21 protein-coding genes are annotated in these 21,825 nt (G+C 72.4%); 10 read left to right on the forward strand and 11 right to left on the reverse strand.

Features of this window, described 5'->3' with window-relative positions:
* The 5 genes from V4F39_RS03195 (at nucleotide 1) to V4F39_RS03215 (ending at nucleotide 5,710) form a co-directional block, all read left to right on the forward strand.
* Nucleotides 1-306, forward strand: coding sequence for a hypothetical protein (locus V4F39_RS03195; protein WP_332287806.1), 306 nt, complete (start codon nucleotides 1-3; stop codon nucleotides 304-306).
* Nucleotides 287-1,861 carry a glycine betaine ABC transporter substrate-binding protein gene (locus V4F39_RS03200; RefSeq protein WP_332287807.1) on the forward strand — a complete coding sequence of 525 codons (1,575 nt, stop codon included), beginning with the start codon at nucleotides 287-289 and terminating at the stop codon, nucleotides 1,859-1,861. The genes V4F39_RS03195 and V4F39_RS03200 overlap by 20 nt, the downstream gene beginning before the upstream one ends.
* Before the next feature lie 44 nt (nucleotides 1,862-1,905).
* Nucleotides 1,906-3,501, forward strand: a complete 1,596-nt coding sequence (locus V4F39_RS03205; protein ID WP_332287808.1) for a bifunctional aminoglycoside phosphotransferase/ATP-binding protein — start codon at nucleotides 1,906-1,908, stop codon at nucleotides 3,499-3,501.
* A 127-nt stretch (nucleotides 3,502-3,628) separates the two neighbouring features.
* Entirely contained in the window at nucleotides 3,629-3,955 is a 327-nt protein-coding gene (locus V4F39_RS03210) for a glycine zipper domain-containing protein (protein WP_332287809.1), read from the forward strand.
* 123 nt (nucleotides 3,956-4,078) lie between these two features.
* On the forward strand, nucleotides 4,079-5,710 hold the full coding sequence (locus V4F39_RS03215; RefSeq protein ID WP_332287811.1) for an ATP-binding protein: 1,632 nt from the start codon (nucleotides 4,079-4,081) through the stop codon (nucleotides 5,708-5,710).
* Here V4F39_RS03215 and V4F39_RS03220 read toward each other — a convergent pair.
* The 4 genes from V4F39_RS03220 to V4F39_RS03235 form a co-directional block, all read right to left on the reverse strand.
* Nucleotides 5,702-6,946 carry an EAL domain-containing response regulator gene (locus tag V4F39_RS03220; RefSeq protein ID WP_332287812.1) on the reverse strand — a complete coding sequence of 415 codons (1,245 nt, stop codon included), beginning with the start codon at nucleotides 6,944-6,946 and terminating at the stop codon, nucleotides 5,702-5,704. The two genes, V4F39_RS03215 and V4F39_RS03220, sit on opposite strands and share 9 nt — an antisense overlap.
* Nucleotides 6,936-7,301 carry a response regulator gene (locus V4F39_RS03225; RefSeq protein WP_332287813.1) on the reverse strand — a complete coding sequence of 122 codons (366 nt, stop codon included), beginning with the start codon at nucleotides 7,299-7,301 and terminating at the stop codon, nucleotides 6,936-6,938. Before V4F39_RS03225 ends, V4F39_RS03220 begins: the two co-directional genes overlap by 11 nt.
* The gene (locus V4F39_RS03230) at nucleotides 7,294-9,036 is read right to left on the reverse strand and encodes a sensor histidine kinase (protein ID WP_332287814.1); all 1,743 of its coding nucleotides are present in this window, start codon (nucleotides 9,034-9,036) and stop codon (nucleotides 7,294-7,296) included. The genes V4F39_RS03225 and V4F39_RS03230 overlap by 8 nt, the downstream gene beginning before the upstream one ends.
* 130 nt (nucleotides 9,037-9,166) lie before the next feature.
* Nucleotides 9,167-10,621 carry a replication initiation protein gene (locus tag V4F39_RS03235; RefSeq protein ID WP_332287816.1) on the reverse strand — a complete coding sequence of 485 codons (1,455 nt, stop codon included), beginning with the start codon at nucleotides 10,619-10,621 and terminating at the stop codon, nucleotides 9,167-9,169.
* Between the two features lie 517 nt (nucleotides 10,622-11,138).
* Between V4F39_RS03235 and V4F39_RS03240 the strand changes: the two genes are divergently transcribed.
* From V4F39_RS03240 to V4F39_RS03250, 3 genes are all read left to right on the forward strand, one after another.
* Complete coding sequence (locus V4F39_RS03240) at nucleotides 11,139-12,431, forward strand: AAA family ATPase (protein WP_332287818.1); 1,293 nt, start codon at nucleotides 11,139-11,141, stop codon at nucleotides 12,429-12,431.
* Nucleotides 12,431-13,489 (forward strand): ParB/RepB/Spo0J family partition protein, encoded by a 1,059-nt coding sequence (locus tag V4F39_RS03245; RefSeq protein WP_332287820.1) that lies wholly within the window; start codon nucleotides 12,431-12,433, stop codon nucleotides 13,487-13,489. The genes V4F39_RS03240 and V4F39_RS03245 overlap by 1 nt, the downstream gene beginning before the upstream one ends.
* 895 nt (nucleotides 13,490-14,384) lie before the next feature.
* Nucleotides 14,385-16,352, forward strand: a complete 1,968-nt coding sequence (locus V4F39_RS03250) for a phage integrase family protein (RefSeq protein ID WP_332287821.1) — start codon at nucleotides 14,385-14,387, stop codon at nucleotides 16,350-16,352.
* Between the two features lie 27 nt (nucleotides 16,353-16,379).
* Here the strand turns inward: V4F39_RS03250 and V4F39_RS03255 are convergent, their stop codons facing one another.
* The gene (locus V4F39_RS03255) at nucleotides 16,380-17,279 is read right to left on the reverse strand and encodes a DMT family transporter (RefSeq protein WP_332287822.1); all 900 of its coding nucleotides are present in this window, start codon (nucleotides 17,277-17,279) and stop codon (nucleotides 16,380-16,382) included.
* A gap of 100 nt (nucleotides 17,280-17,379) precedes the next feature.
* On the opposite strand from V4F39_RS03255, the gene V4F39_RS03260 reads away from it, so the two are divergent.
* Nucleotides 17,380-18,129, forward strand: a complete 750-nt coding sequence (locus tag V4F39_RS03260; protein ID WP_332287823.1) for an SDR family oxidoreductase — start codon at nucleotides 17,380-17,382, stop codon at nucleotides 18,127-18,129.
* 102 nt (nucleotides 18,130-18,231) lie between these two features.
* Nucleotides 18,232-18,447, forward strand: a complete 216-nt coding sequence (locus V4F39_RS03265; protein WP_332287824.1) for a hypothetical protein — start codon at nucleotides 18,232-18,234, stop codon at nucleotides 18,445-18,447.
* 18 nt (nucleotides 18,448-18,465) lie between these two features.
* Here the strand turns inward: V4F39_RS03265 and V4F39_RS03270 are convergent, their stop codons facing one another.
* The 6 genes from V4F39_RS03270 to V4F39_RS03295 form a co-directional block, all read right to left on the reverse strand.
* Nucleotides 18,466-18,894 (reverse strand): hypothetical protein, encoded by a 429-nt coding sequence (locus V4F39_RS03270; RefSeq protein WP_332287826.1) that lies wholly within the window; start codon nucleotides 18,892-18,894, stop codon nucleotides 18,466-18,468.
* A gap of 61 nt (nucleotides 18,895-18,955) precedes the next feature.
* Complete coding sequence (locus V4F39_RS03275) at nucleotides 18,956-19,147, reverse strand: hypothetical protein (protein WP_332287827.1); 192 nt, start codon at nucleotides 19,145-19,147, stop codon at nucleotides 18,956-18,958.
* A 68-nt stretch (nucleotides 19,148-19,215) separates the two neighbouring features.
* Nucleotides 19,216-19,380, reverse strand: coding sequence for a hypothetical protein (locus tag V4F39_RS03280; protein ID WP_332287828.1), 165 nt, complete (start codon nucleotides 19,378-19,380; stop codon nucleotides 19,216-19,218).
* Nucleotides 19,381-19,454: 74 nt separating this feature from the next.
* Nucleotides 19,455-19,640 carry a hypothetical protein gene (locus tag V4F39_RS03285; RefSeq protein WP_332287829.1) on the reverse strand — a complete coding sequence of 62 codons (186 nt, stop codon included), beginning with the start codon at nucleotides 19,638-19,640 and terminating at the stop codon, nucleotides 19,455-19,457.
* 1 nt (nucleotide 19,641) lies between these two features.
* On the reverse strand, nucleotides 19,642-20,709 hold the full coding sequence (locus V4F39_RS03290) for an ROK family protein (protein WP_332287830.1): 1,068 nt from the start codon (nucleotides 20,707-20,709) through the stop codon (nucleotides 19,642-19,644).
* 115 nt (nucleotides 20,710-20,824) lie between these two features.
* Nucleotides 20,825-21,736, reverse strand: coding sequence for a hypothetical protein (locus V4F39_RS03295; protein ID WP_332287831.1), 912 nt, complete (start codon nucleotides 21,734-21,736; stop codon nucleotides 20,825-20,827).
* Between the last annotated feature and the right edge of the window lie 89 nt (nucleotides 21,737-21,825).

Genomic DNA, 21,825 nt, shown 5'->3' on the forward strand with positions numbered 1-21,825 from the left:
GTGCAGTACCTCGGTTTCGACCCCAGCGAAGGCGCCGACGGCGTCACCACCCTGGAGGCCATGGCCTCCACGCCGGCGGAACAGCACGCGGCCGTGATGGCCGAGGTGCAGCAGGTCCTCGAGTGGGCGTGGCGCCGCTTCCCGCACACGCACGGGCCGGCCGACGACGGCATGGACTGGGACCACGACCTGCAGGTGCAGGTGGAGGACGGCGGCTGGCACACCGTGACGCTGACCCTGACGGCCTCGCCGCGTTTTGCGCAGGCCTTCGTCGAAGCCTTCGCCGATGCGCTGCCGGGCGACTGACGGGCCGCCCGCGGGGCGCCGCCGCGCAAGCGCCCTGCCCCGTGCCGGCCGCTGCTGGCGGTGGGCCGTCGCGGCCCTGCTGGGCGCGCTGGCCGCCCTGGCGTGGAACGCGGCCCGCGCGGCCGACGACGCGCCGCTGCGCATCGGCTCCAAGCGCTTCACCGAGGCCTACGTGCTGGCGCAGGTGCTGGCGCAGACGGCCGCGCCGCACGCGCGCACGGAGGTGCTGTCCGGCCTGGGCAACACCGCCATCGTCTACGAGGCGCTGCGCTCGGGCCGCATCGACCTCTACCCGGAGTACCTGGGCACCATCGACCAGGAGATCCTGAAGAACCCGCAGCCCAGCACGCCCGACGCGATGGCGCGGCAGCTCGCGGCGCTGGGCTTCGGGGTCGGCATCCCACTCGGCTTCAATGACGGCTATGCGCTGGCGATGCGCGAGGGGGACGCCGCGCGGCTGGGCATCCGGCGCATCTCCGACCTGGCGGCGCACGCGGGCCTGAAGTTCGGGCTCTCCAACGAATTCATCGGCCGCCAGGACGGCTGGCCCGGCCTCGCCCGGGCCTACGGCCTGGCGCAGCGGCCCGGCGGCATCGACCACGGCCTGGCCTACGACGCGCTGGCCCGCGGCCAGATCGACGTGATGGACATCTACACCACCGACGCGAAGATCGGCCACCTGGGCCTGCGTGTGCTGGAGGACGACCGCGCGTACTTCCCGCGCTACGACGCGGTGGTGCTGTACCGGCTCGACGTGCCACAGCGCTTTCCGGCCGCATGGCAGGCCCTGCAGCAGCTGGCCGGCAGCATCGACGAGCGCCGCATGATCGCGATGAACGCCCGCGCCGAACTCGACGGCGTGCCGTTCGAGACCATCGCGCGCGACCATCTTGCCGGCCGCGACGCCGCGGCCGCCGGCGGCCCGGCACCGCGCGGCTTCGCCGGCAAGCTGCTGGGCGCCGACCTGGCGCGGCTCACCGCCCAGCACGTCGGGCTGGTGGCCGCCTCCGTCGTGCTGGCGGTGCTGCTCGGCGTGCCGCTGGGCATCGCGGTGGCGTCCCGGCCGGTGTGGCGCGCCTGGGTGCTGGGCGTGACGGGCGTGTTCCAGACCGTGCCGTCGCTCGCGATGCTGGCGGTGCTGATCTGGGCCTTCGGGCGCATCGGCACCCTGCCGGCGCTGGCGGCGCTCACGCTCTACGCGCTGCTGCCCATCGTGCGCAACACCTGCACCGGGCTGGCCGGCGTGCCCGCGGGGCTGAAAGCCGCCGCGATGGCGCTGGGCCTGCGGCGCGGCGCGGTGCTGCGCCACATCGAGCTGCCGCTGGCGCTGCCCACCGTGGTGGCCGGCGTGCGCACGGCCACGGTGATCTGCGTGGGGACCGCGACGCTGGCCGCCTTCATCGGCGCGGGCGGCTACGGGGAGCGCATCGTCACCGGCCTCGCGCTGAACGACAACGCGCTGATGCTGGCCGGCGCGCTGCCGGCGGCGCTGCTGGCGCTGGCCTGCGAAGCGGCGTTCGAGCTGCTGGAGCGGGCCGTGCTGCGGCGGCCTTGACGCCGGACAAGCCGCCCCGCCGAGCCCGGGGGCAACATCGGTCGATGTCCGCGCCCCCTGCCCCCGCCGACCTGTCGGCCGCCGCCGCCCGCGCCGAGTCGCTGCGGGCCTGGCTCGCCGCGCGCGAGGGCGGGCCGGTGGCGCTGGTCGAGACGCACATCTCGTGGGTGCTGCTCACGCCGTCGCATGCGTACAAGCTGAAGAAGCCGCTGCGGCTGCCGTTCATCGACTGCGCCACGCTGGCCCGGCGCCGGCAGTGCTGCGAGGAGGAGCTGCGCCTGAACCGCCGGCTCGCGCCCACGCTGTACCTCGGCGTCGACGAGGTGCACGAGACCCCTGCGGGCCCGGCGCTCGGGGACGGCCCCGGCCCGGTGGTGGACGTGGCCGTGCGAATGCGGCGCTTTGCGCCCGACGCGCTGTGGACGGCGCGCATCGCCGCCGGCACGCTGGGGCCGGCGCACGCCGACCGGCTGGCGCAGCGCCTCGCCGATTTCCACGACGCGGCCGCCGCGGCGCCGGCCGGCGGGCCGTACGGCACGCCGGCGGTGCTGTCGGCGGTGGCCGGCCGCGTGGCCGATGCGCTCGACGCGTGGCAGGCCGCCCTGCCCGACGACCGGCGGGCCGACGCCGCGGCCTGGCCCGCCGTCCGCGGCTGGCTGCAGCGCGAGCTCGCCGCGCTGGCGCCGGTGTTCGAACAGCGCCTGCGCTCGGGCCGGGTGCGCGAGGGCCATGGCGACCTGCACCTCGCGAACCTCATCGTGGTGGACGGGGACGGCGCATCGACCGCCTTCGACGGCATCGACTTCGATCCCGCGCTGCGCTGGATCGACGTGCTGCACGACATCGCCTTCGTCGTGATGGACCTGATGGCGCACGGCGCCGACGCGCTGGCCTTCCGCTTCCTCAACGCCTACCTCGACGCGAGCGGCGACCACGAGGGCCTGCCCGTGCTGCGCTGCTACCTGGTGGCGCGTGCGCTGGTGCGCGCCCAGGTCGCCGCGATGGCACCGGCCGGCGGCATCGCCGCGCCCGGGCCGGGGCCGGCCCGCTACCTGGCGCTGGCCCTGCGCATCCTGCAGAGCGCCGATGCGCGGCTGGCGATCACCCACGGGCTGCCGGGCTCGGGCAAGAGCTTCGTCGCACAGGGCATGCTCGAAGCCGCCGGTGCGGTGCGGCTGCGCTCCGACGTCGAGCGCAAGCGGCTGCACGGCCTGCACGCGCTGGCGTCGTCGCAGGGCCGGGCGCCGGGCATCTACTGCAGCGCGAGCAACACCCGCACCTACGAGCGGCTGCTGGCGCTGGCGCGCATCGGCCTGCAGGCGGGCTGGCCGGTGATCGTGGATGCCGCGTTCCTGCGCGCCGCCGAACGCGACGCCTTCGCCTCGCTGGCCGCCGCGCTGGGGGTGCCCCTGGCCATCGTCGATTGCGATGCGCCCACCGGCGTGCTGCGGCAGCGCCTGCGCGAGCGGCAGGCGCGCGGGGGCGATGCCTCGGAAGCCGACGAAACCGTGCTCGCCCGGCTGGCCGCCATCGCCGAGCCGCTGACGCCGGCCGAGCACGGCCGCGCGCTCGAAGTGCCCGGCGTCCGTCCCCCCGCCCCCGGCGACCTGGCCGTGCGCTGGCGGGCGCTGGCCCGTTGAGGTGCCGCCGCGCGATGGAACGAAGGCCATGCCGGCAGGTCACAAGAGCCCCCCGCGGCGTCCGCTGCGGGCCTACAGTGCGGATCTGGGGCCCGGCCCCGCCCGCACCGACACACCAGGAGTCGACATGACCGAAATTTCCAAGGAACACGCCATCCAGGACCGCATCACCGAGGGCCTGCGCCATGCGGTCGACGAAGCGGATGCGCTGCTGAAATCCGGGCTGAAGCAAGGCGACGCCGAGGTGCAGGCGCTGCGCGACCGGCTGGCCTCCCGCCTGCGCCGCACCCGCGTGCAGCTCGATGAACTGGAAGAGGCCGCCATCCACCGCGCCCGCCATGCGGCGCGTGCCATCGACGACCAGGTGCACAGCCATCCGTACGCCGCCATCGGCGTGGCGGCGGCCGTGGGCGCGGTGGCGGGCCTGCTGGTGGCGCTGTCGCGCAACCGCTGAAGACGCCGCACGCCCGGCGTCGTGGCGCCTCAAGCCGGGGCGCGGGTGCGCCGATAGCCTACGCATCGTGCACTCCCACCCCCTGCCCGCCCCTTCCGCGCTCCCGCGCGCGGGAGCCCGGCGTTGAAGCCGCTGATCGACGCGCTCGAGCGCCGCCTGGCCATCGAGCGCGCGGCGCGCAAACAGGCCGAGCAGGCGCTGGAGGCCGCGCAGGCGCAGCTGGAGCGCCTGGCGGCCGAGCGTGAGCAGGCCATCGGCGAGCGCACGCAGGAGCTTCGCGCCGCGCGCGACCTGGCCTTGTCGGCCAGCAACGCGAAGAGCGCCTTCCTGGCCAACATGAGCCACGAGATCCGCACGCCGCTGACCTCCATCATCGGCTTTGCGGAACTGCTGATGCAGCCGGGGGCCGGGCCGGTCGACCGCAACGAGGCGCTGCAGACCATCATCCGCAACGGCCGCCACCTGCTCGAGGTCATCAACGACATCCTCGACCTGGCCAAGATCGAGACGCAGCAGGTCGACGTCGAACGCATCGACGTGCCGCTGCCGGTGCTGCTGCGCGACCTGAACGCGCTGGCCGCGGGCCGCGCCGCGGAGCGCTCGCTGGAGTTCAGCGTGGTGCCCCGGCTGCCGCTGCCGCCGACGCTGCGCACCGACCCGGTCCGGCTGAAGCAGATCCTGCTCAACTTCCTGAGCAACGCCATCAAGTTCACGCAGCGCGGCAGCGTCACCCTGGAGCTGGAATACCTGCCCGAGGTGCCTGCGGTGCGCTTCACCGTGGTCGACACCGGCATCGGCATGAACGCCGCCCAGCTGGCGCGGCTGTTCCAGCCGTTCACGCAGGCGGACGTGACGACCACGCGCAAGTTCGGCGGCACCGGTCTGGGGCTCTACATCTCCCAGCAGCTGGCGGCGCTGCTGGGCGCCAGCATCCACGTGGAGAGCGAGCCGCACCGGGGCAGCCGCTTCCACCTGGTGCTGCCGCTGCCGGCCGCCCCGCCGCGTGCGCAGCTGCTGACGCTGGAAGGCGACCTGCTCGACTACGGGCGCGGCGATTTCGCGCTGACGACGACGGCCGTGCCCGACCTGGCCGGCCGCATCCTGTTGGCCGAGGACGGGCCCGACAACCAGCGCCTGCTGACGGCCTTCCTGCGCCAGGCGGGCCTGGCCGTCACCGTCGTGGGCAACGGCAGCGAGGCGGTGGATGCGGCGCTGCGCCAGGAATTCGACCTGATCCTGATGGACATGCAGATGCCCGTGATGGACGGGGAGGCCGCCACCCGCCGGCTGCGGGCGGCCCATTGCCGCACACCTATCGTCGCCCTGACCGCCAACGTGATGAAGGCCGACGTGCAGCGCTACCGCGAGGCAGGCTGCAGCGACGTGCTGGCCAAGCCGGTCGACCGCGAGCGCTTCTACGACGTGGTGTCGCGCCACCTGGGCGCCGCCGTCGGCGACGGCGGCGAGGCCGACGACTTCGAGCAGGAGATGGCCCAGCTCACGGCCGCCTTCCGCGCCGGGCTGCCGGCGCAGATCGAGGCGATCCGCGCGGCGCTGCGCAGCGACGACTGGCACACCCTCGGCCGCGTCGCCCACACGCTGCACGGCACGGCGGGCTCGTTCGGCCAGCCGCGGCTCGGCGAGATGGCGGCGCAGGTGGAGGCGGAGCTGAAGGCCCAGCGCCCGCGGCGCGCGGCCGTGTTGTGCGAAGGCCTGCTGCTGGCGCTGCAGGGCGTGCTGCGCCGTTCAACCTGAGACGGGCAGCTCGAAGCGCTGGTCGGGCAGGCCGCGCAGCCAGTCGAGCGCCCGGCCGGCCGGCATCGGCCGCGACACGAGGTAGCCCTGCACCTCGGTGCAGCCGGCGTCGCGGATCCACTGCAGTTCCTCCAGCGTCTCCACGCCCTCGGCGACGACGTGCAGGCCCAGCGACGCACCCAGCATGGCGCAGGCCTTCACGATGCCCTGCTTGCCGCGGTCGGCCGCGATGCCGGTGACGAACGCCCGTTCGATCTTCAACTCCGAGAAGGGGATGCGCGACAGCTGGAACAGGCTGGAATAGGCGGTGCCGAAATCGTCGATCGCGAGGTTGAAGCCGAGCATGCGGATGCGCCCGGTGTTCTCGATCACCGAGGCCAGGTCGGCCATCGCATCCGTCTCGGTGATCTCGATGGTGATCCAGCTCGGATCGACCCCCGCCTGGTCGACGGCCGCAGCCAGCTCCTGGCAGAACGAGAAGTTCGACAGCGACTGCATCGAGACGTTGATCGAGGCGCTGATCGCCATCCCTTCGGCCAGGCAGCTGGCGACAAAGTCGACCGTGCGGCGCGCCATGTGCAGCGTCGCCTCGTCGAGCAGCTGGTGGCGGCCCAGCGCGGCGACCAGCCGGTCGGGCATCACCAGGCGGCCTTCGGCGTCGTGTGCCCGCATCAGCGCCTCGAAGCCGACGATCTCGCCGGTCGCCAGCCGCCATTTCGGCTGCATCCAGGGCTGCAGCACATCGCGGTCGAAGAGCGACAGCAGTTCGTCCCGCGACAGCTCCGGCCGCACCGGCGGCGCGGGCCGCTGCACGTCGGGCCGGTACGCAAGCACGCTGCGCACGATGGCATCGGCCTGCGCGGGCAGCTCCGCGGCGCCGGCCAGCGGCAGCCCGCAGCTTTCGGCAAGGCTGCTGGCCGTCTTGATGACCGCCCGCTGCTGCCGGCTCAGGATGAAGACCGCCGGGGCGCGGGCGCGGCGGGCCAGCAGCCGCATCAGCTGGAAGCCATCGCCGTCGGCGAAGCGCAGGCCCATCACCAGCAGCGCCGGCGGCGCGCGCTGCGCCAGCAGGCGCTGCACGCCGGCCACGTCGTGCACGACGGCCGCCGGCGGCCGGCCGGCATCGGCCAGCGCACGGGCCACGTCGCCGGCCACCTCGGGCTCGCTGACCGCGACCCAGACCACCGCCGCGTCGGCCGCGTCGGGGGCCGCGGGCGGGCCGGCGTCAGAGTCCATGGCAGAGCTGCCGGACGTCCTGGAACGAGATCGGCTTGATCAGCAGCCCGTTGAAGCCGGCCGCGAGGATGCGCTCGCGCTCCTCGGGCATGCTGTGGGCGGTGTAGGCGACGACGGGCAGCGCCGCCAGGGCCGGGGTCTCCCGGATGCGGCGGCACACCTGCTCGCCGCCCATCTGGGGCATGCGCAGGTCCAGCAGCACCAGGTCGTAGGCGCGCTGCGCGAGCCGGGCGAGCGCGGCCTGGCCGGCATCGACGATGTCGGCCTGCCAGCCGAGCCGGCGCAGGAACATGGCCACGAGCTGGCTGTTGAGCTGGTTGTCGTCGACGACCAGGGCGTGTCGGGGGTCATTCATGCAAAAGCTCTTCCTTCGGGGGGAGCGAACGTGCGGCCGGGGCCGCGGCGGGCAGGCACAGCGTCGCGGTCGTGCCCTGCCCCGGTTGGGATCGCAGGGTCAGCGTGCCGCCCAGCAGGCGCGCCAGCGCCTGCGCCAGCGGCAGGCCGAGGCCGGCGCCCTGCAGCGCGTGCTGGAACGAGCCCATCGCCGAGTCGAACGGCTCGAAGATCGTGGCCAGCTTGCCGGGGGGAATGCCGGGGCCGGTGTCGCCCACCTCGATGACCAGCGCGCCGGCGGCGTCGCCGCGCGCGAGGATCGACACCTCGCCTTCGCCGGTGAACTTGACGGCGTTGTCCACCAGCCGCTCCAGCACCTGGCGCAGGTGGCGCGCGTCGGTCTGCAGCATGGCCGGGCAGCCCGGCTGCAGCGCGAGCCACAGCCGCAGGCCGCGCGCCTGCGCTTCGGCGGCCTGCGCCCCGTGCACGCTGCGCAGCAGCTCCTCGACCCGGACGGCCCCGGGCACGACCGTCATGCGCCCGGTCTCGATCTTCACGAGGTCGAGGATGGTGTCGACCAGCCGGTGCAGCTGGGCCGCGCTGCGGTGGATCGCCCCGCCGAACTCGCGGGCCTCGGGATCGCCGCCGGTGTCGCGCAGGGTCTCTGCAAAACCCAGGATGCCGTTGAGCGGGGTGCGCAGCTCGTGCGAGACGGAGGCGAGGAAGCGCGTCTTGATCCGGCTGGCGGCCTGGGCGGCCTCGCGGCCCGCATCGAGCGCGGCCATCAGCCCCAGCTGCTCCCGGGTGCGCCGCACCAGCAGCACGAGGAAGCCCAGCACGATGGCGGTGACCAGCGCGGCGGCGAGCAGCATGTTGCCGCGCAGGGCCTGCACGCCCGCGAGCGCGTCCTCGGCGCCGGTGCCGGCCATCACGATCAGCCCGTAGGGATCGAGCCGCCGGAACGCCCACAAGCGGTCGACGCCGTCGATCGGGCTGACGGCCCGCAGGGTGCCGCTGCCGCGGGCCAGCGCGTCGCGGAACAGCGGGCTCGAGGAGACATCGCGGAAGTCCGCCGGCCCGTCGGGCCCGGCGCTCGCGCGCACGACGCCGTCGGTGCCGACCAGCGCGATGGCGCCCTGGCCGCCCAGGTCGACGCTGCCGTAGAAGCGCGCCAGGTAGTCGGGCGACAGCGACAGCACGACCACGCCGTCGAAGTGGCCGCCGGGGCCCTCGATCCTGCGCGTGAGCTGGATCGACCACTTGCCGGACACGCGGCCGAGCACCGGCTTGCTGACGAAGAGGCGGTCCTCGCTGGATTGCCGGTGCACGCGGAAATGGTCACGGTCGCTCAGGTCGACCTGCTGGAAGGGCTGCGTGGAGTGGACAACGCGGCCGTCCGGCCCGGCCACCGACAGCAGGTGGTACTCGGGGCCGACGATGTTGCGCGCCTGGAATGCCCCGATGTCGAAGGCGGGCCCCTGCGCGAGCGCCTCGGCTCGCGTGTAGCGCAGCGCCATGTCGGCTCCCTCGAGCGTCTTGGCCGTGTGCTCGGAGAAGGCCCGCGTCAGGTTGGCGAGACTGCGCTCGGTGCGTTCGACCGTCTCGCGTTCATCGCGCCGAAGCTCGTAGGCCACCGCGACCCAGAGCGTCGCCAGCACGAAGCCCGACAGGCCAATCGCCGCCGCCGACTGGCGGGTGGCGGCCAGCCAGTGCAGTGCCGGCCGCGGTCGCGGCGCCGGTGCGGAGGGAAAAGGCATGGGGGTCCTGCGAGGGGTCCGCCCGGCCAACCAGCGGCCGGGGGACGATGACCCTGTATCGACCGCGCCGCCGCGGGACTTGAGCGCAGCGGGCCGCGCTGAGCCGCGCCCGGCGGCGTGCGCCGTCCGCTCAGCGCTGCGCCGGTCCGTCGCCCAGCTGCGCGGCGATGGCCAGCAGCTGCTCGGTCGTCGGCCGGTCCCAGTCGTCGCCGATGGCGCCCACCGCATAGAACCGGATCATCTCCGCCACCACCAGGGCGTGCTGCCAGCCGCTGGTCTGCAGCCGCTTGCGGATCGACGGATGCACCTGGCGGGCCTCCATGTCCTCCAGCAGCGCGTGCGACAGCCGGGACTGCTCCTCGGGCGAGAGCGCGGCGATGTCGCGCACGATGTGCTCGCGGCGCTGGCGCATCCACGCCTCGGTCCAGCGGGCTTCGCGCCGGGCCTGCGCGGCGCGGTCCTCGTCGCTGCGGGCGGGGGCCGGCGCGTCGGGCGGCGGATCGTGGCGTTCGGCCGCAGCCTTCGCGGCGCGGGTGGTGGCTTCGCCCGACAGCAGCGCCTTCAGGTAGCGGAACGGGTCGCGCAGCGGTTCGGGGAAGGCCGTCTCCAGCCGCTTGCGCAAGGCTTCCAGGCCGGCCATGAAGGACGGCATGCCGTAGGCCTCGATCAGCTCCTCGGCCCGCGCGTCGTCGATGCCCAGCGCCCGCGCCTGCGTGACGGCGCCGAGGTCCACCGGCTCGGGCGGCTGGCGCGCCGGCATCACCGCACGCGCCTTCGGGTGGATCAGGAACTGCAGTTCGGACACGAAGCGGCCCGCCTTGTGCTCGACCAGCTCGACGTCGATGTCGGTGATCGCGCACACCTCGGCGATCGCAGGCTTCAGCGTGTCGCGCTTGAAGATGCGGTACTCGAGCTTGGCGGTCTTCTCGCTCTCCGGGCGTCCGCTGAGCACGGGGCGCCACCAGGCCCAGGCTTGGCGCGAGGTGCGGCCGATGTCCTTGTAGCGCGAGCAGATCTCGTAGAGCGCGATGCCGGCGTGCGAGCGCAGCTGCGAGATGATCTCCAGCGACAGGCGCGCGAACACCGTGGGCTGCAGCAGCTCCTGCTTCAGGTTGACCGCGTACGACCACTCGACCCACACCTGCCCGCGCACCTTGCTGAGCCGCGCGTGGGCGAGCAGGCCGCTGACGTTCCAGCTCATGCCCTCGCCGGTGGTGGGCGACTGCCATTCGACCGTCGTGGACACCATCGCGCGCAGGTGCTTCTTGATCAGCTCCTGGTCGTTGGAGTCGAAATCGACGCCGCGGATGATGCGTTCGAGGGGGGCGCTGAAGACGTCCTTGTCGAGCCCCTGCGACTGGGCCTCGAAGAGCAGCACGTTGTAGCTCTTGCGCCCGAGCGAGGTGATGCGCTGCGACTTCGGCACGATGGCGAGCGTGTTGACCGGCTTGCGCAGCGGCACGGCGATGTCGGCGACGGCCGGCGAGCGCGCACGCAGGGCCCGCCGGGGCGGCGGGGTGGCCGGGCTTTCCGGCATGCCCTCGGCGGCCGGCGCCGGCGAGGTCAGGAGGAGCTCGGACGTCATGCCCGCCACTTTAGCGGAGACGCGCTGATGTGAGTACGGCACCTCACATCAAAGCCGCAGCAGCCTCAAGCGCCTGCTTCCTGAAAACCCTCACATGAACCCTTGGCCGCCAGTGGCCAAGCGCCCCGAAAAGTCTCACCTGTGCCGCGCCCTGCGGCATGCGGCGGAGGGTTTTCGGGGCTTTGCACGCCCTTACTGCGGTGTCCGAAGGGCTGCGGGACCCTGCAAAGGAGCCTCTGCGCCGTCCTCCCGTAGCCCCTCCGGGCGCTCCTGAAAACGCTCCGCAGGCCTCCTGTTCACCCTGCCGCCGTGTCCCGAAAAGTCTCCGCATGCTACCGAATCCACTCACCTGGACATGACCAAGCTATTGTTTTTAAAGGATATTTTCGGCGCTAAAGAATTAAAGGAGTTGAAGGGTAAGGAATCTGTTAAACCCCCGGGGCGCCGGTGGAACTTGCCCCCAGTCCAGGGCGAATGAGACCATCGGGCATCTTTTGCTTTCCAAGCGGCTCCCTCGTTGACAGAATCGGTTCCTGAAACGAACTATCGTCAAGCTAGCCAAGTTCGTGAAACCAGGAGCGTTCTGTTGGACCACATGACTATCAAGCCCCCCCGGCCTATTCCGTTGGATGGCATCCGAGACCAGGCGGACCGCGCCGTGGCGATGATGGGGGAGATCCGCACTGCGATGCTCGCGCCCACCGCGCGGAAGTCGCCCCCCGTGTTCAACCTGAGCCAGCTGGCGGCGATGGTGGGTATCGAGAAGGGGTCGCTCAGCCACCGCATCACCCGGGGGGACCTGCCCGCCGGCCGGCTCAACGATGCGGGCAGCCGCCGGGAGTTCAGCCTCGCCGAGGCGCGGACTTGGATCCGCGAGTACCGCAAGGAGTGGTTGCGCCCGGCCGGTGGCGAGGCGGTGACGATCGCCATCGGCAACTTCAAGGGCGGCGTGTCCAAGACCACCACCGCGGTGACCCTGGCACAGGGCCTGACGCTGCTCGGCCACAAGGTGCTGGTGATCGACACGGATCCGCAGGGGTCGTTGACCACGCTGTTCGGCATCCTGCCGGATACCGAGGTGGAAGAGGACGACACCATCCTGCCGCTGACGATGGGCTCGGAGACCTCGATCCGCTATGCGATCCGGCCGACCTACTGGGACGGGATCGACCTCGTCGCCGCGGCGCCGATGCTGTTCGGTGCCGAGTTCGCGCTGCCGGCGCGGCAGACGCAAGAGCCGGGCTTCGAGTTCTGGCGGGTACTCGACCTCGGCATCGACGATGTGCGGGGCGATTACGACGTAATCGTGATCGACACGCCGCCCGCGCTGTCCTACACCACGATCAACGCCTTCATGGCTTCGAACGGCATCATCATGCCGCTGCCGCCCAACGCGCTGGATTTTGCGTCGGCATCGCAGTTCTGGAGCCTGTTCGCGGACCTGACATCCGAGCTGCTCACCAAGCGGGGTTTGACGAAGGAATTCGACTTCATCCACGTGCTGCTGGCGCGGGTCGATTCGTCGGACGCCGCCAGCAACATCGTGCGCCAGTGGATCGGACAAACCTACGCCGAGAAGCTGCTGCCGGTGGAGATTCCCAAGACGGCCGTGGCGGCCACCACCAGCGCGGAGTTCGGCACGGTGTACGACATCGCGCGCTACGACGGGAGCGCGAAGACCTTCAAACGCGCCCGCGACGCGTACGACACCTTCGTGTCGCACATCGAGCGCTCCGTCTGGGGGGTATGGCGGCGCCAGGTGGCTGAACAGACAGGCGTCGGCGTGCCGACGGGTGCAGGAGTGCGGTGATGGCGAAGAAGCTGTTCGAAAAGGCAGGGTTGATCCAGATGCCGATGGCGGCGCCGAAGGAGCCGGCGCCGAAGCCTACCGAGGATGTGCGCGCGAAAACCGCGCCCGGCTCGATGCTCCATTTCATGACCGCGCAGTCGACCGCCATCAAGGAGGCGGAGACTTTGCGGGAAGAACTTTCGCGCTATGAGGGGGCGTTGCCGGTGCGGTCGCTGGACCCTCGGTTGATCCGCCCTTCGGCCTGGGCCAACCGGCACGCGGCGTCTTTCGAGGGGCCGGATTTCGCTGCGCTGAAGGAAGAAATCTCTGCGGCCGGCGGCAATGTGCAGCCGATCAAGGTGAGGCCGATCGAAACGCCGCGGCGCGCGGCCGAGGGGGTTGGACCGTCCAACCCCCCCAGCGATGCGGGCGAGCCGCTGTATGAGATCGTCTTCGGACACCGCCGCCACCGGGCGTGTTTGGAACTGGGCCTTCCCGTGTTGTCGATGGTCGAGGCGGTCGACGAGCAGGCACTGTTCGTTGCAATGGAGCGCGAGAACCGCGCGCGCAAGGATCTGTCCGCCTGGGAGCAGGGAATGATGTATGCCCGGGCCCTGGACGCCGGCCTGTATGCATCGAACCGCCAACTGGCGGCGGCCATCGGGCGAGACCTCGGCGATGTGGGCAAGGCCTTGTCTCTGGCGCGCCTGCCGAAGGCGGTCGTCGACGCATTCGCTTCGCCGCTCGATCTGCAGTTCCGCTGGGCAAAGCTGTTGAACGATGCGCAGCAGAAAGATCCGGACGGACTGCTGGCGCGTGCCAAGGCGCTGGCGGCCCGTACCGAAGCCCTCGGGGCCAAGCAGGTGCTGGCCCGCTTGCTGGACCAGGACGACGCCCGTCCCGTTGCACAAGCGGAAGACATTGCTGTGCACAACGCGCTGGGCGGCAGGGTGGCCGTCATCACCACCGACGAACAAGGCCGGACGGTAGTGCGTTTTGAGCGCCCGCTGGATCCACAGCAGCGGGCGGCGTTGGCTTCGGCGCTGGCGGAGTTCCTTGGTGTGCCGCGTGCTTCCTGATTCGCTGCTGGAGGCTTTTCCCTGTACCTGACGTTGCTCGCAACGCAGGCGAACCGCAGGCAAAGGGGGTTGGACGGTCCAACCCCCTTTTTTTGTCCAGGCGTCACCAAAGCGTCAAGCGGCCTCCTGAAAAGTCTCCGCTTGCAGCGGCACTTCGCCCGATGGGCCTATGCGGAGCTTGATAGGCTGGACCCCCGGCAGTAGGGCGCAGTGCAGGCCTGGCTTGGGCGAGCAGGGCTGTGTCGCCGCTGAGCACGCCTGCCGTGTGCATTTGAGTGTTCGAACGGCCCGTTGGCGCCGGCAGTGACACCCGATGTCGCCCCCAGGTGCCCGTAGTGCCGCAATTCCCAACACATCGACCCTGGCTACGGGGGGCGCAAGGCTTGGGCGGGCCGATGTGCCGGCCGAACGTGCGGAGGTCCGTCCAACTTTAAACAGACACGGCACGCGTCGCCGGCCGCCGATGTTCCTGCCAGACGCTGAACCGGCGAGAAGTCGGTTCCTGAAAACTCTCCACGGGAGACTGACTCCGGCTTGGCCCAGCGTGACGCCTGCCCCGGCCTCGGCGTGCGCGGCGCAGCAGCCGGGCCCGCTCCGAATGTGCTCAAGCGGTGCGGCCATGGCTCTGCCGACCACCGCGAGGCTGCGTGTGCGCGCTGGGTGCTGGGGTGATGGGCATGATCGGCGTCGCTCGCGCCACGCATACCTCCGATGGCGCCGTAGGCCGGCTACCCGCACCGTCCTCCACACCGTGCAGCTCGACCGTCCCAGCTCTGCGGCGCCCACGCGCAGCCCGCTGGACGAGCTGAACGCTGCCTCGAAGCTCGCCTAGAATCCAAATTCAGTAATCAACCACCAAAAATCACGGCGACAAAACTGCCGATTTGCAGGCTGCATGCCTTCTTCTTTCTTTTCCCCCTCTGCCGACGCCTCTTCGCGCCCCACGCCCTCACTGCGGCCGCTGCAGCTGGGTGCGAGCCACTTCGCGTTCATGCGCGCGCTGGTGCAGGGCGTGCCGCTGCGGGAGAGCTGGCTGCGCTACCTGCACCCGCAGGAAGCGGGCGGTGCGCTCGCAGATCAGGCGGGTATGCGGGCCACGGTGCAATGGATCCGGGACGCCTTTGCCGCCGCCGCGCGCCGCGAGCGGCGTCACGGTATCGCGCGCCTGGTGCTGGTCGATCTCAGCCGGGTTCCCGACGATGACGCCAGCCTGCCGAGCCTGGAAGCCTTTGCGGCAGAGCGGGGCCTGGAAGACTTCTCCGAGGCCGAACAGGTCGAGGCCTACGAGGCTGCCCACGGCCGCGCCGCCGCGCGGCAGGGGCGGCGGGCCAGGCTGGTCGAGCGGCAGCTCGAGGCGTTGCGCTGGCTCGAAACCCTGGCCGCGCAGCCGCCGCGCCCGGCCGACGCCGTCGAAGCCTGGCTGCCCCCGCAGATCGCTGCGCGCCTGGCCTCGGCGGGGCTGACGACCCTGCTGCGGCTGGTCGACCGGATCAACGGCGCGCCGGGGCGCTGGTGGTCGTCCGTCAGGGGGGTCGGCCGCGTCAAGGCCCGGCGCGTCGAGGCCTGGCTGCGCGAGCACGAAGCCGTGCTCGGGCTGGCGCTGCTGCGGCCCGCGCTCCAGGAAGCGGCCTTCCTGTCGCCGGCGGACGACGCGCCGCACGCGCAGGCCCCTGCCGGGCCAGGCCGGCGTGCCGCCCAGGCCGCGCTCGTCGTGCCGGCGACCGCGGTGCGGCCGCTCGAGAAGTTCGTCGTTCCCGCCGCCCTCGACGGGCGGCAGGGCCGCTTCCGCCGGCCGGCGGGCGAGTCCCGGCTCGGCGCCTTGGCCGACCGCGAGGCGCTGCAGGCCTGGCTGGCTGCCAAATCGCAGGCCTCGCCGCACACCCGCCGGGCCTACCGCAGAGAGGCGGAACGCTTCCTGCTCTGGGCGGTGCTCGAGCGCGGTGTCGCGCTGTCGTCGGTCGCGCAGGCCGATGCGGCGGCCTACCTCGCCTTCGTCGCCAATCCCCAGCCGCGCGACACCTGGTGCGGACCGCGGCACCATCCGCGCTGGTCGCCGCTGTGGCGGCCCTTCGAGGGGCCGCTGTCGCCCGCGGCGCGGCGGCAGACCGTCACCATCCTGCGCAACCTCTACGGTTTTCTCGAGGAGCAGGGGCACCTGGCGGGCAACCCCTGGCACGGCGCGGCCGCGGGCTGCGTGCGCCGGCCCGCGCTCGATGCGGCGCGCAGCCTGTCGCCTTCGCAGCGGCTGGCGATCGAGCACCGCCTGCACCTGCTGCCCGACAGCGCCGCGGCGCTGCGGCTGCGCCTGGCCTGGCTGCTGCTGCAGTCGACGGGCCTGCGGCTGGCCGAGGCAGTCGCAGTGCGCCTGCGCGATCTGCGCGCCGCGCAGGCGCCGGACACGTTGTGGCTGCACGTGGCCGGTCCGGGCCACCGGGGACGCGATCTGCTGCTGCCGCCCGCGCTGGGGGAGGTGCTGCGGCGCTCCCTCGTCCTGCGCGGGCTGCCGGCCGACCCGCTGCACCCCGGCAGCGCCGATGCCTACCTGCTCGGCCACGCCACCGACATGGAGGTGCGGGCCCCGGGCCTGGCCGCTGGCCGCAACATCGATCCCCGCCAGGGCATCGCCCCCCAGACGCTGTACGACCAGTTCAAGACGCTCTTCAGGCGGTGCGCACAGGCGTGCCGCGCCCGCGGCGACACCGCGGACGCCGACCGGCTGCGGCGCGCCAGCACCCACTGGCTGCGCCACACGCACGCGCTGCAGGCGCTGGCGCGCGGCGTGCCCCTCGGCACCACCCAGCACCGCCTCGGCCACGCCGCGCCGTCGACCACCGCGCTGTACGCCGCGGCATTGCGGCCCTGAACCTGCGGCGCGGCGGCAGCGGCCGGTTCAGGGCGGCCGCGCGCCGTTCGACGACACCAGCGCCACGCCGGCGCAGGTCACCGCGATGCCCAGCGCGCCCAGCGGCGTGGGCACCACCCCGAACAACGCCCACTCCAGCAGCACGGCGACGATCGGGGTGAGGAACAGCAGGCTCGTCACCTGCGTGGCATGGCCGCGCCGCATCAGCAGGTGCAGCGCATTGACCGCCAGGATCGACGCGAAGACCACGAGAAAGAGCACCGACCCCGCGAGCGCCCAGCTCCAGCGCACCACGAAGCCTTCGAGGCCCCAGGCCAGCGGCGTCAGCGCCGCCGCCGACAGCGCGAGCTGCACGAAGCTCGCGCTGCGCAGGTCGGCCTGCGGGCAGTAGCGCCGCTGGTAGAGCGTGCCGGCCGTGATGGCCGCCAGCGACACCAGCACCGCGGCGAACGCGCCGGTGGGCACCGCCTGCACGTCCACCTTGTGCCAGACCACGAGCGCCACCCCGAGCAGGGCGGCCAGCACGCCCAGCCACTGCCGACCGCCCAGCCGTTGCCGCATGAAGCGGTGGGCGATCAACGCGGTGAGCAGCGGCTGCGTGGCCAGCAGCAGCGCGGTGATGCCGGCCGACAGGCCGAGGTATTGCGCATGGTGGCTGCCGCCGAGGTTGACGGCGTGCATCAAGAGCCCGGCCACGCCGACATGGAACCACTCGGCACGGCCGCGCGGCCAGCGCGGCCGCGACAGCAGCAGCCACGGCAGCAGGCAGACGAGGCCGAACAGGAAGCGCAGTGCCAGGAACGTGAACGGCGCGGCGTACTGCAGGCCGATCTTGCTGGCCAGGTAGCCCGAGCCCCACACCAGCACGAAGAACCAGGCGAGGACCGGGTCGGCCCGACGCGGGCGGGCAGGGGAGGGCGGGACCATGCGGCCGTACTGTGCAGCAAGGCGGCGCAGGTGCGCACGCCCGCGGGCATGGGCATTGCCGCTCGGCTTCGTCCCTCCAGAAGCCGCGAGGCCGCACGCCATGGATACGCAAGCTGCCGGTACCGCGCCGCTGAGCGGCAAGGTGGTCATCGTCACCGGCGGCTCGCGGGGACTCGGGGCCGCGATCGCCGAGGTGCTCGGCCGCGACGGCGCGCGCGTCGTGATCGGCGACCTGTCGTTGGACCGGGCGCAGGAACGCGCGCTGCAGCTGCGCGCGCACGGCATCGATTGCGAGGCGCACCTGGTCGACGTCGGCGACGACGAGCAGGTGCAGGCGCTGATGGAGCACGTCGACGCCACCTTCGGCGGCATCGACATCGTCGTGAACAACGCGGCGGTCGACGTGCCGCTGCCGCTGCACGAACTCAGCGTGTCCGACTGGGACCGGGTGTTGCGGACCAACCTCTGCGGGCCCTTCCTCGTCGCCAAGCATGTGCTGCGGGTGATGGCGCGCGAAGGCCGCGGCGGCCACATCGTCAACGTGCTGTCCACGGCGTCCAAGCGCGCCTGGCCCAACGCCAGCGCCTACCAGGCCACGCAGTGGGGCCTGCTGGGCCTGTCGCATGCGCTGCATGCGGAACTGCGCCCGCAGGGCATCAAGGTGTGCGCGGTGTTGGCCGGCGGCATGCGCACGCCCTTCGCGCTCGACCGCGTGGCCCAGGCCGATCCCGACGGGCTGCAGGACCCGCTCCACGTCGCCCGGGCGGTGCGCTTCGTGCTGCTGCAGCCCGAGGGCACGGTGGTTCCCGAGATCATGGTGCTGCCGATGGGCGAGACCTCGTGGCCGTGACCGGCCGCCGTAGGACATGCCGCACGGCCGTTTGCGACCCTGGCCCGCTGTGCGGCGGGCCAGGGTCGTCGCACGATGGGCGCTCTGAAGGAGAAGCCCCCCATGAAGACCGAACGCCCCGTCCCGTTGACCCCCGCTCGCTCCGAGCCCCGCCCGCCGGACGCCGATGCGCGGCGTCCAGAAGACACGCCGCCGGGCCGTCCCCGCCAGAAGGACGACGACGGCGTGCTGGAGTCGCTGGGTAAGGCCGTGACCGATCCCCTGCGCACCGCCGCGGACGACGACGAACTGCAGACGCAGGATCGGCCCGCGCGTTGAGGCGCCGCGGCCCCGCCGTCAGCGCGCGGGGCCGGCGCTGCTGTCCGGCATCGACTGCGGGCCGGCCGGGCACATGCCCTCCAGCAGCAGCAGCGGGGCCGCCGTCCAGAGCACGGCCAGCAGTGCAAACGCCGCCCCCGCGGCCCGCGTGAGGGGCAGCAGCCCGCGTGGCGAGGCCCGCAGGCGCCGGCCTGCATGCACAGCCAGCGCGGTGGATGCAGCCAGCGCGGCCAAGGAAATGCCGCCCAGCACCCGGATCAGGCCCGCGGCATCCTCCGCCGGTCGGCCCGCCTCCGCATCGGTGCACACCATGCCGGTGATCAGGCAGCTCAGCGCGAACTGCAGCGCCCACACGCCAAAGGGCAGCAGCCCCGTGGCGAGGGCCTCGCCCCGGGCGCGCTCTTCGCCGCGGGGGGCGGTGTGGAGGTCTTCGGCGGAATGGATCATGGACGCACAGGCCAGTGCGAGCGTCGCCTGGGGCAGGGCGCCCCCGCCGCCCTGACCGGCGTCAGGACAACGGCGCGGACATGGACTGCAGCCGCAGCTGCTCGTGTTCCCAGTGCCATGCGTTGACGTTGGCGATCGCCTGCCGCAGCGCATCCGTCATCCATTCGTCCGCACCGGCCGGGGGCGCGGCGAGCAGCTCTTGCACGACAACAGGATGGGCCGCAGGGGAGGAGGGGGTGTGCAGGGTGTCCATGGAGAGTTCGGAGCAAGGGGGATGCCAATGGGTACGTCCAACCTAGGGGCCGTGGCGCTTGGCGGCCGTCACGGTGTTTCGATGCTGTCGCGCCCCGGTTCGGGCGGCGACTCGTCAGGCGCGTCCGCGACGGTGTCGTCATCGGGGTCGTCCTGCGTCTGCCGCTCGGGCACCGCGGTCTCGTCGTCGCGGCGCGGCGGCGGAGGGCCGGCGGGCGTGGGAGTCTGTTGCATGGCAGCCATCCGTTGAGAGGGCGCCGCCGGACCTGCGGCAAAACTTGCCGCACGCCGGCCAGGGCCCGGGTGGATCAGTTGTGCGAACCGCGCTTGGCCTCCTCGGCCTTGCCGCGGTGCGTGCTCGGGCGTTGGTGGGTCGGCAGGGCGGTGCCCGGCGCAGGCGCGGCGCCTGCGCCGGTGTCGTTCATGCGCTCTGCCATCCAGTCGTTGGCCGCCTTGTCGTCGGCGGGCGGCGGGGTTTGGGGGGTGCGGGGCATCTCAGGACCTCCGGCGGGTGGTGTAGCTGGCATTGCCGAGGCCGGTGCCGATGGTCAGCACGGCCCAGCGCTCGGCGTCGTCGAGGAAGGGCAACTCGCTCAGGCCCTGCACGACGGCGTCGTTGTGCATGACCACGGCGGTCTCGTGGCCGCCGATGACGGGAATGTTCTCCTGGAGCCGGCGCGGCAGGTGGAAGCTGGCGCGGTGCCAGTCGCCGGGCAGGTTGTGGGCGCCGCGCTCGATCGCGCCGTGCGAGAGGATCACGCCCGGGCAGGCCACGCTGATGAAGGGCGCCAACGCGATGCCCTCGCCCTCGGCATAGCGGATCAGGCGCTTGAGCATTCCGACGATGCCCTCGACCAGGTCGTTCTGCTGCGGGTCGTCGTCGGCATGGCGCCACTTCTCGCGTTCCACGACACGTGCCTTGGCCAGGTGGGCGCGTTCGGTGCCGTCGTACACCACCACGCCGCAGCGCACGTTGGTGCCGCCGATGTCCACGGCCAGCAGTCCGCCCGCATCGGCCTCGGCGAGGTGCGGGATCAGGTGCAGCCCGCCGACCAGCCCGGCGTCGTCGGCCGCATGGTGGATCGGCCGCATCCAGAGGTCGACACCCTCGTAGGCCAGCCGGTGCCCCGCCTGCCGGATCGCCAGGCGGCCGATGTCGCTTTCCTTGAATCCGCCGCCGACGACGATGCCCTCGACACCCTTCCAGCTCGGGTGCTGCCGCAGGCGCTGCACGACGTGGCTGAGCTGCTCCGAAAAATCGACCACCGCCAGCGAGATGGTGCGCACCGCCTCGGTGTCGCCTTCGCGCGCAAGGCGGTCGAGTTCGCTCTTGCTCATCTCCTCGCTCGGCGTCGGGCCCAGGGGATCCCGCCCCGCCTTCTCCAGCCGCTCCCGCCATTCGGTGAGCAGCTCGCGGAACGCTGTCTGGCTCGCCCGGTCGCCGACCTGGCCGTCTTCGTCCTCGATGTCGAGGCTGTACCCATCGATGCGGACGTCGGGCAGGTCGCAGCTGCCGTGCGTCAACGGGTCGCGGGTGGGGGCCGCCGCCGGGGTGGTGTCCATGGCAGCGTCAGGTGAACAGGGCGATCAGGATCACGATGGGCAGCGGCACGCCGAGCAGCAGCAGGAGCAGGGATCGCATGGGGAGTCTCCAGGTCGATGGGGGTGGGCGGCGGCGTCAGGGCAGGTCGCGGCGCCGTCCGCCGTAGGTCGCCATCAGGCTGGCGAAGAAGGCGCCGGCCAGCAGCGACACGAAGAACCACAACGCGGCGTAGGCCGAGGCGCGGCGGGCGTTGTCGGCGGCCTCCTTGGCGGCCGTGCGCACGCGCTCCCGGTCGGCCTGCAGCTGCGTGAAGGCGGCGGCCACGCGCTGGTCCGCGTCGGCCTGGGCCAGGCCGGTGCGCTGGGCGACCAGTTGGCCGAGATAGGTCCTGTCCGCGGGCGGCAGGGCGTCGCCGAGGGCGCCGCGCTGCAGGATCCTCGTCGCCTCCGACAGCGTGGCTTCCGCTTCCTGCGCAGCGGGCACCGGCGCCGGCGACGCCGGGTCGCGGCGGAACAGCGTGTCGGCGACGTAGCGCGCATCCTGCGCGCCGTCGTCCGGCGCATTGGCCGCGGCCGTGGCGGCACCGGCGGCGCCGGCACCCGCCAGCGCCGCGCCGGCCTGCGCGCCGCCGCTCAGGATCGATCCGATCACCGAGGTGAGCAGGGCCGCGGTGGCAAGCGACGCGACGGCCCAGGCCAGGAAGCCGTGGGCGGTGTCGCGGAAGTAGACCTCGTCGGCGGCGGTGTCCGTCCAGCGGGTGCGCAGGCGGCCTGCCAGGTAGCCGCCGATGCCCGAGGCGGCGAGCTGGGTGAATGCGAGCCACAGGATGGCGGAGGCGCCGATGCGCCCGGCCGAGGCGCCTTCGCCCGCCCATGGCGACACCGACGAGAGCCCCAGGCCCGTGCCGAGGATCAGCAGGATCATCGACAGCGCCGCGGCGCCCGCGGCACCCGCCAGCACGGCGCCCCAGGAGACGGCGGAGGCCGTGGGGGCCGCCACGGCCAGGGCCGGCGAAATGCCACTTCGTTGCACGATGGTGTCCTGCATGTCCTGTCTCCCTGTGAACAGGGCCATCTTCCGGGCCGCACACGCCACCCCTGGTCAGCCAGGGCCAACAGCGTGCGTAGGACGCTGCC

It is taken from the genome of Aquincola agrisoli (assembly GCF_036621135.1).
Taxonomy (GTDB): Bacteria; Pseudomonadota; Gammaproteobacteria; order Burkholderiales; family Burkholderiaceae_C; genus Aquincola; species Aquincola agrisoli.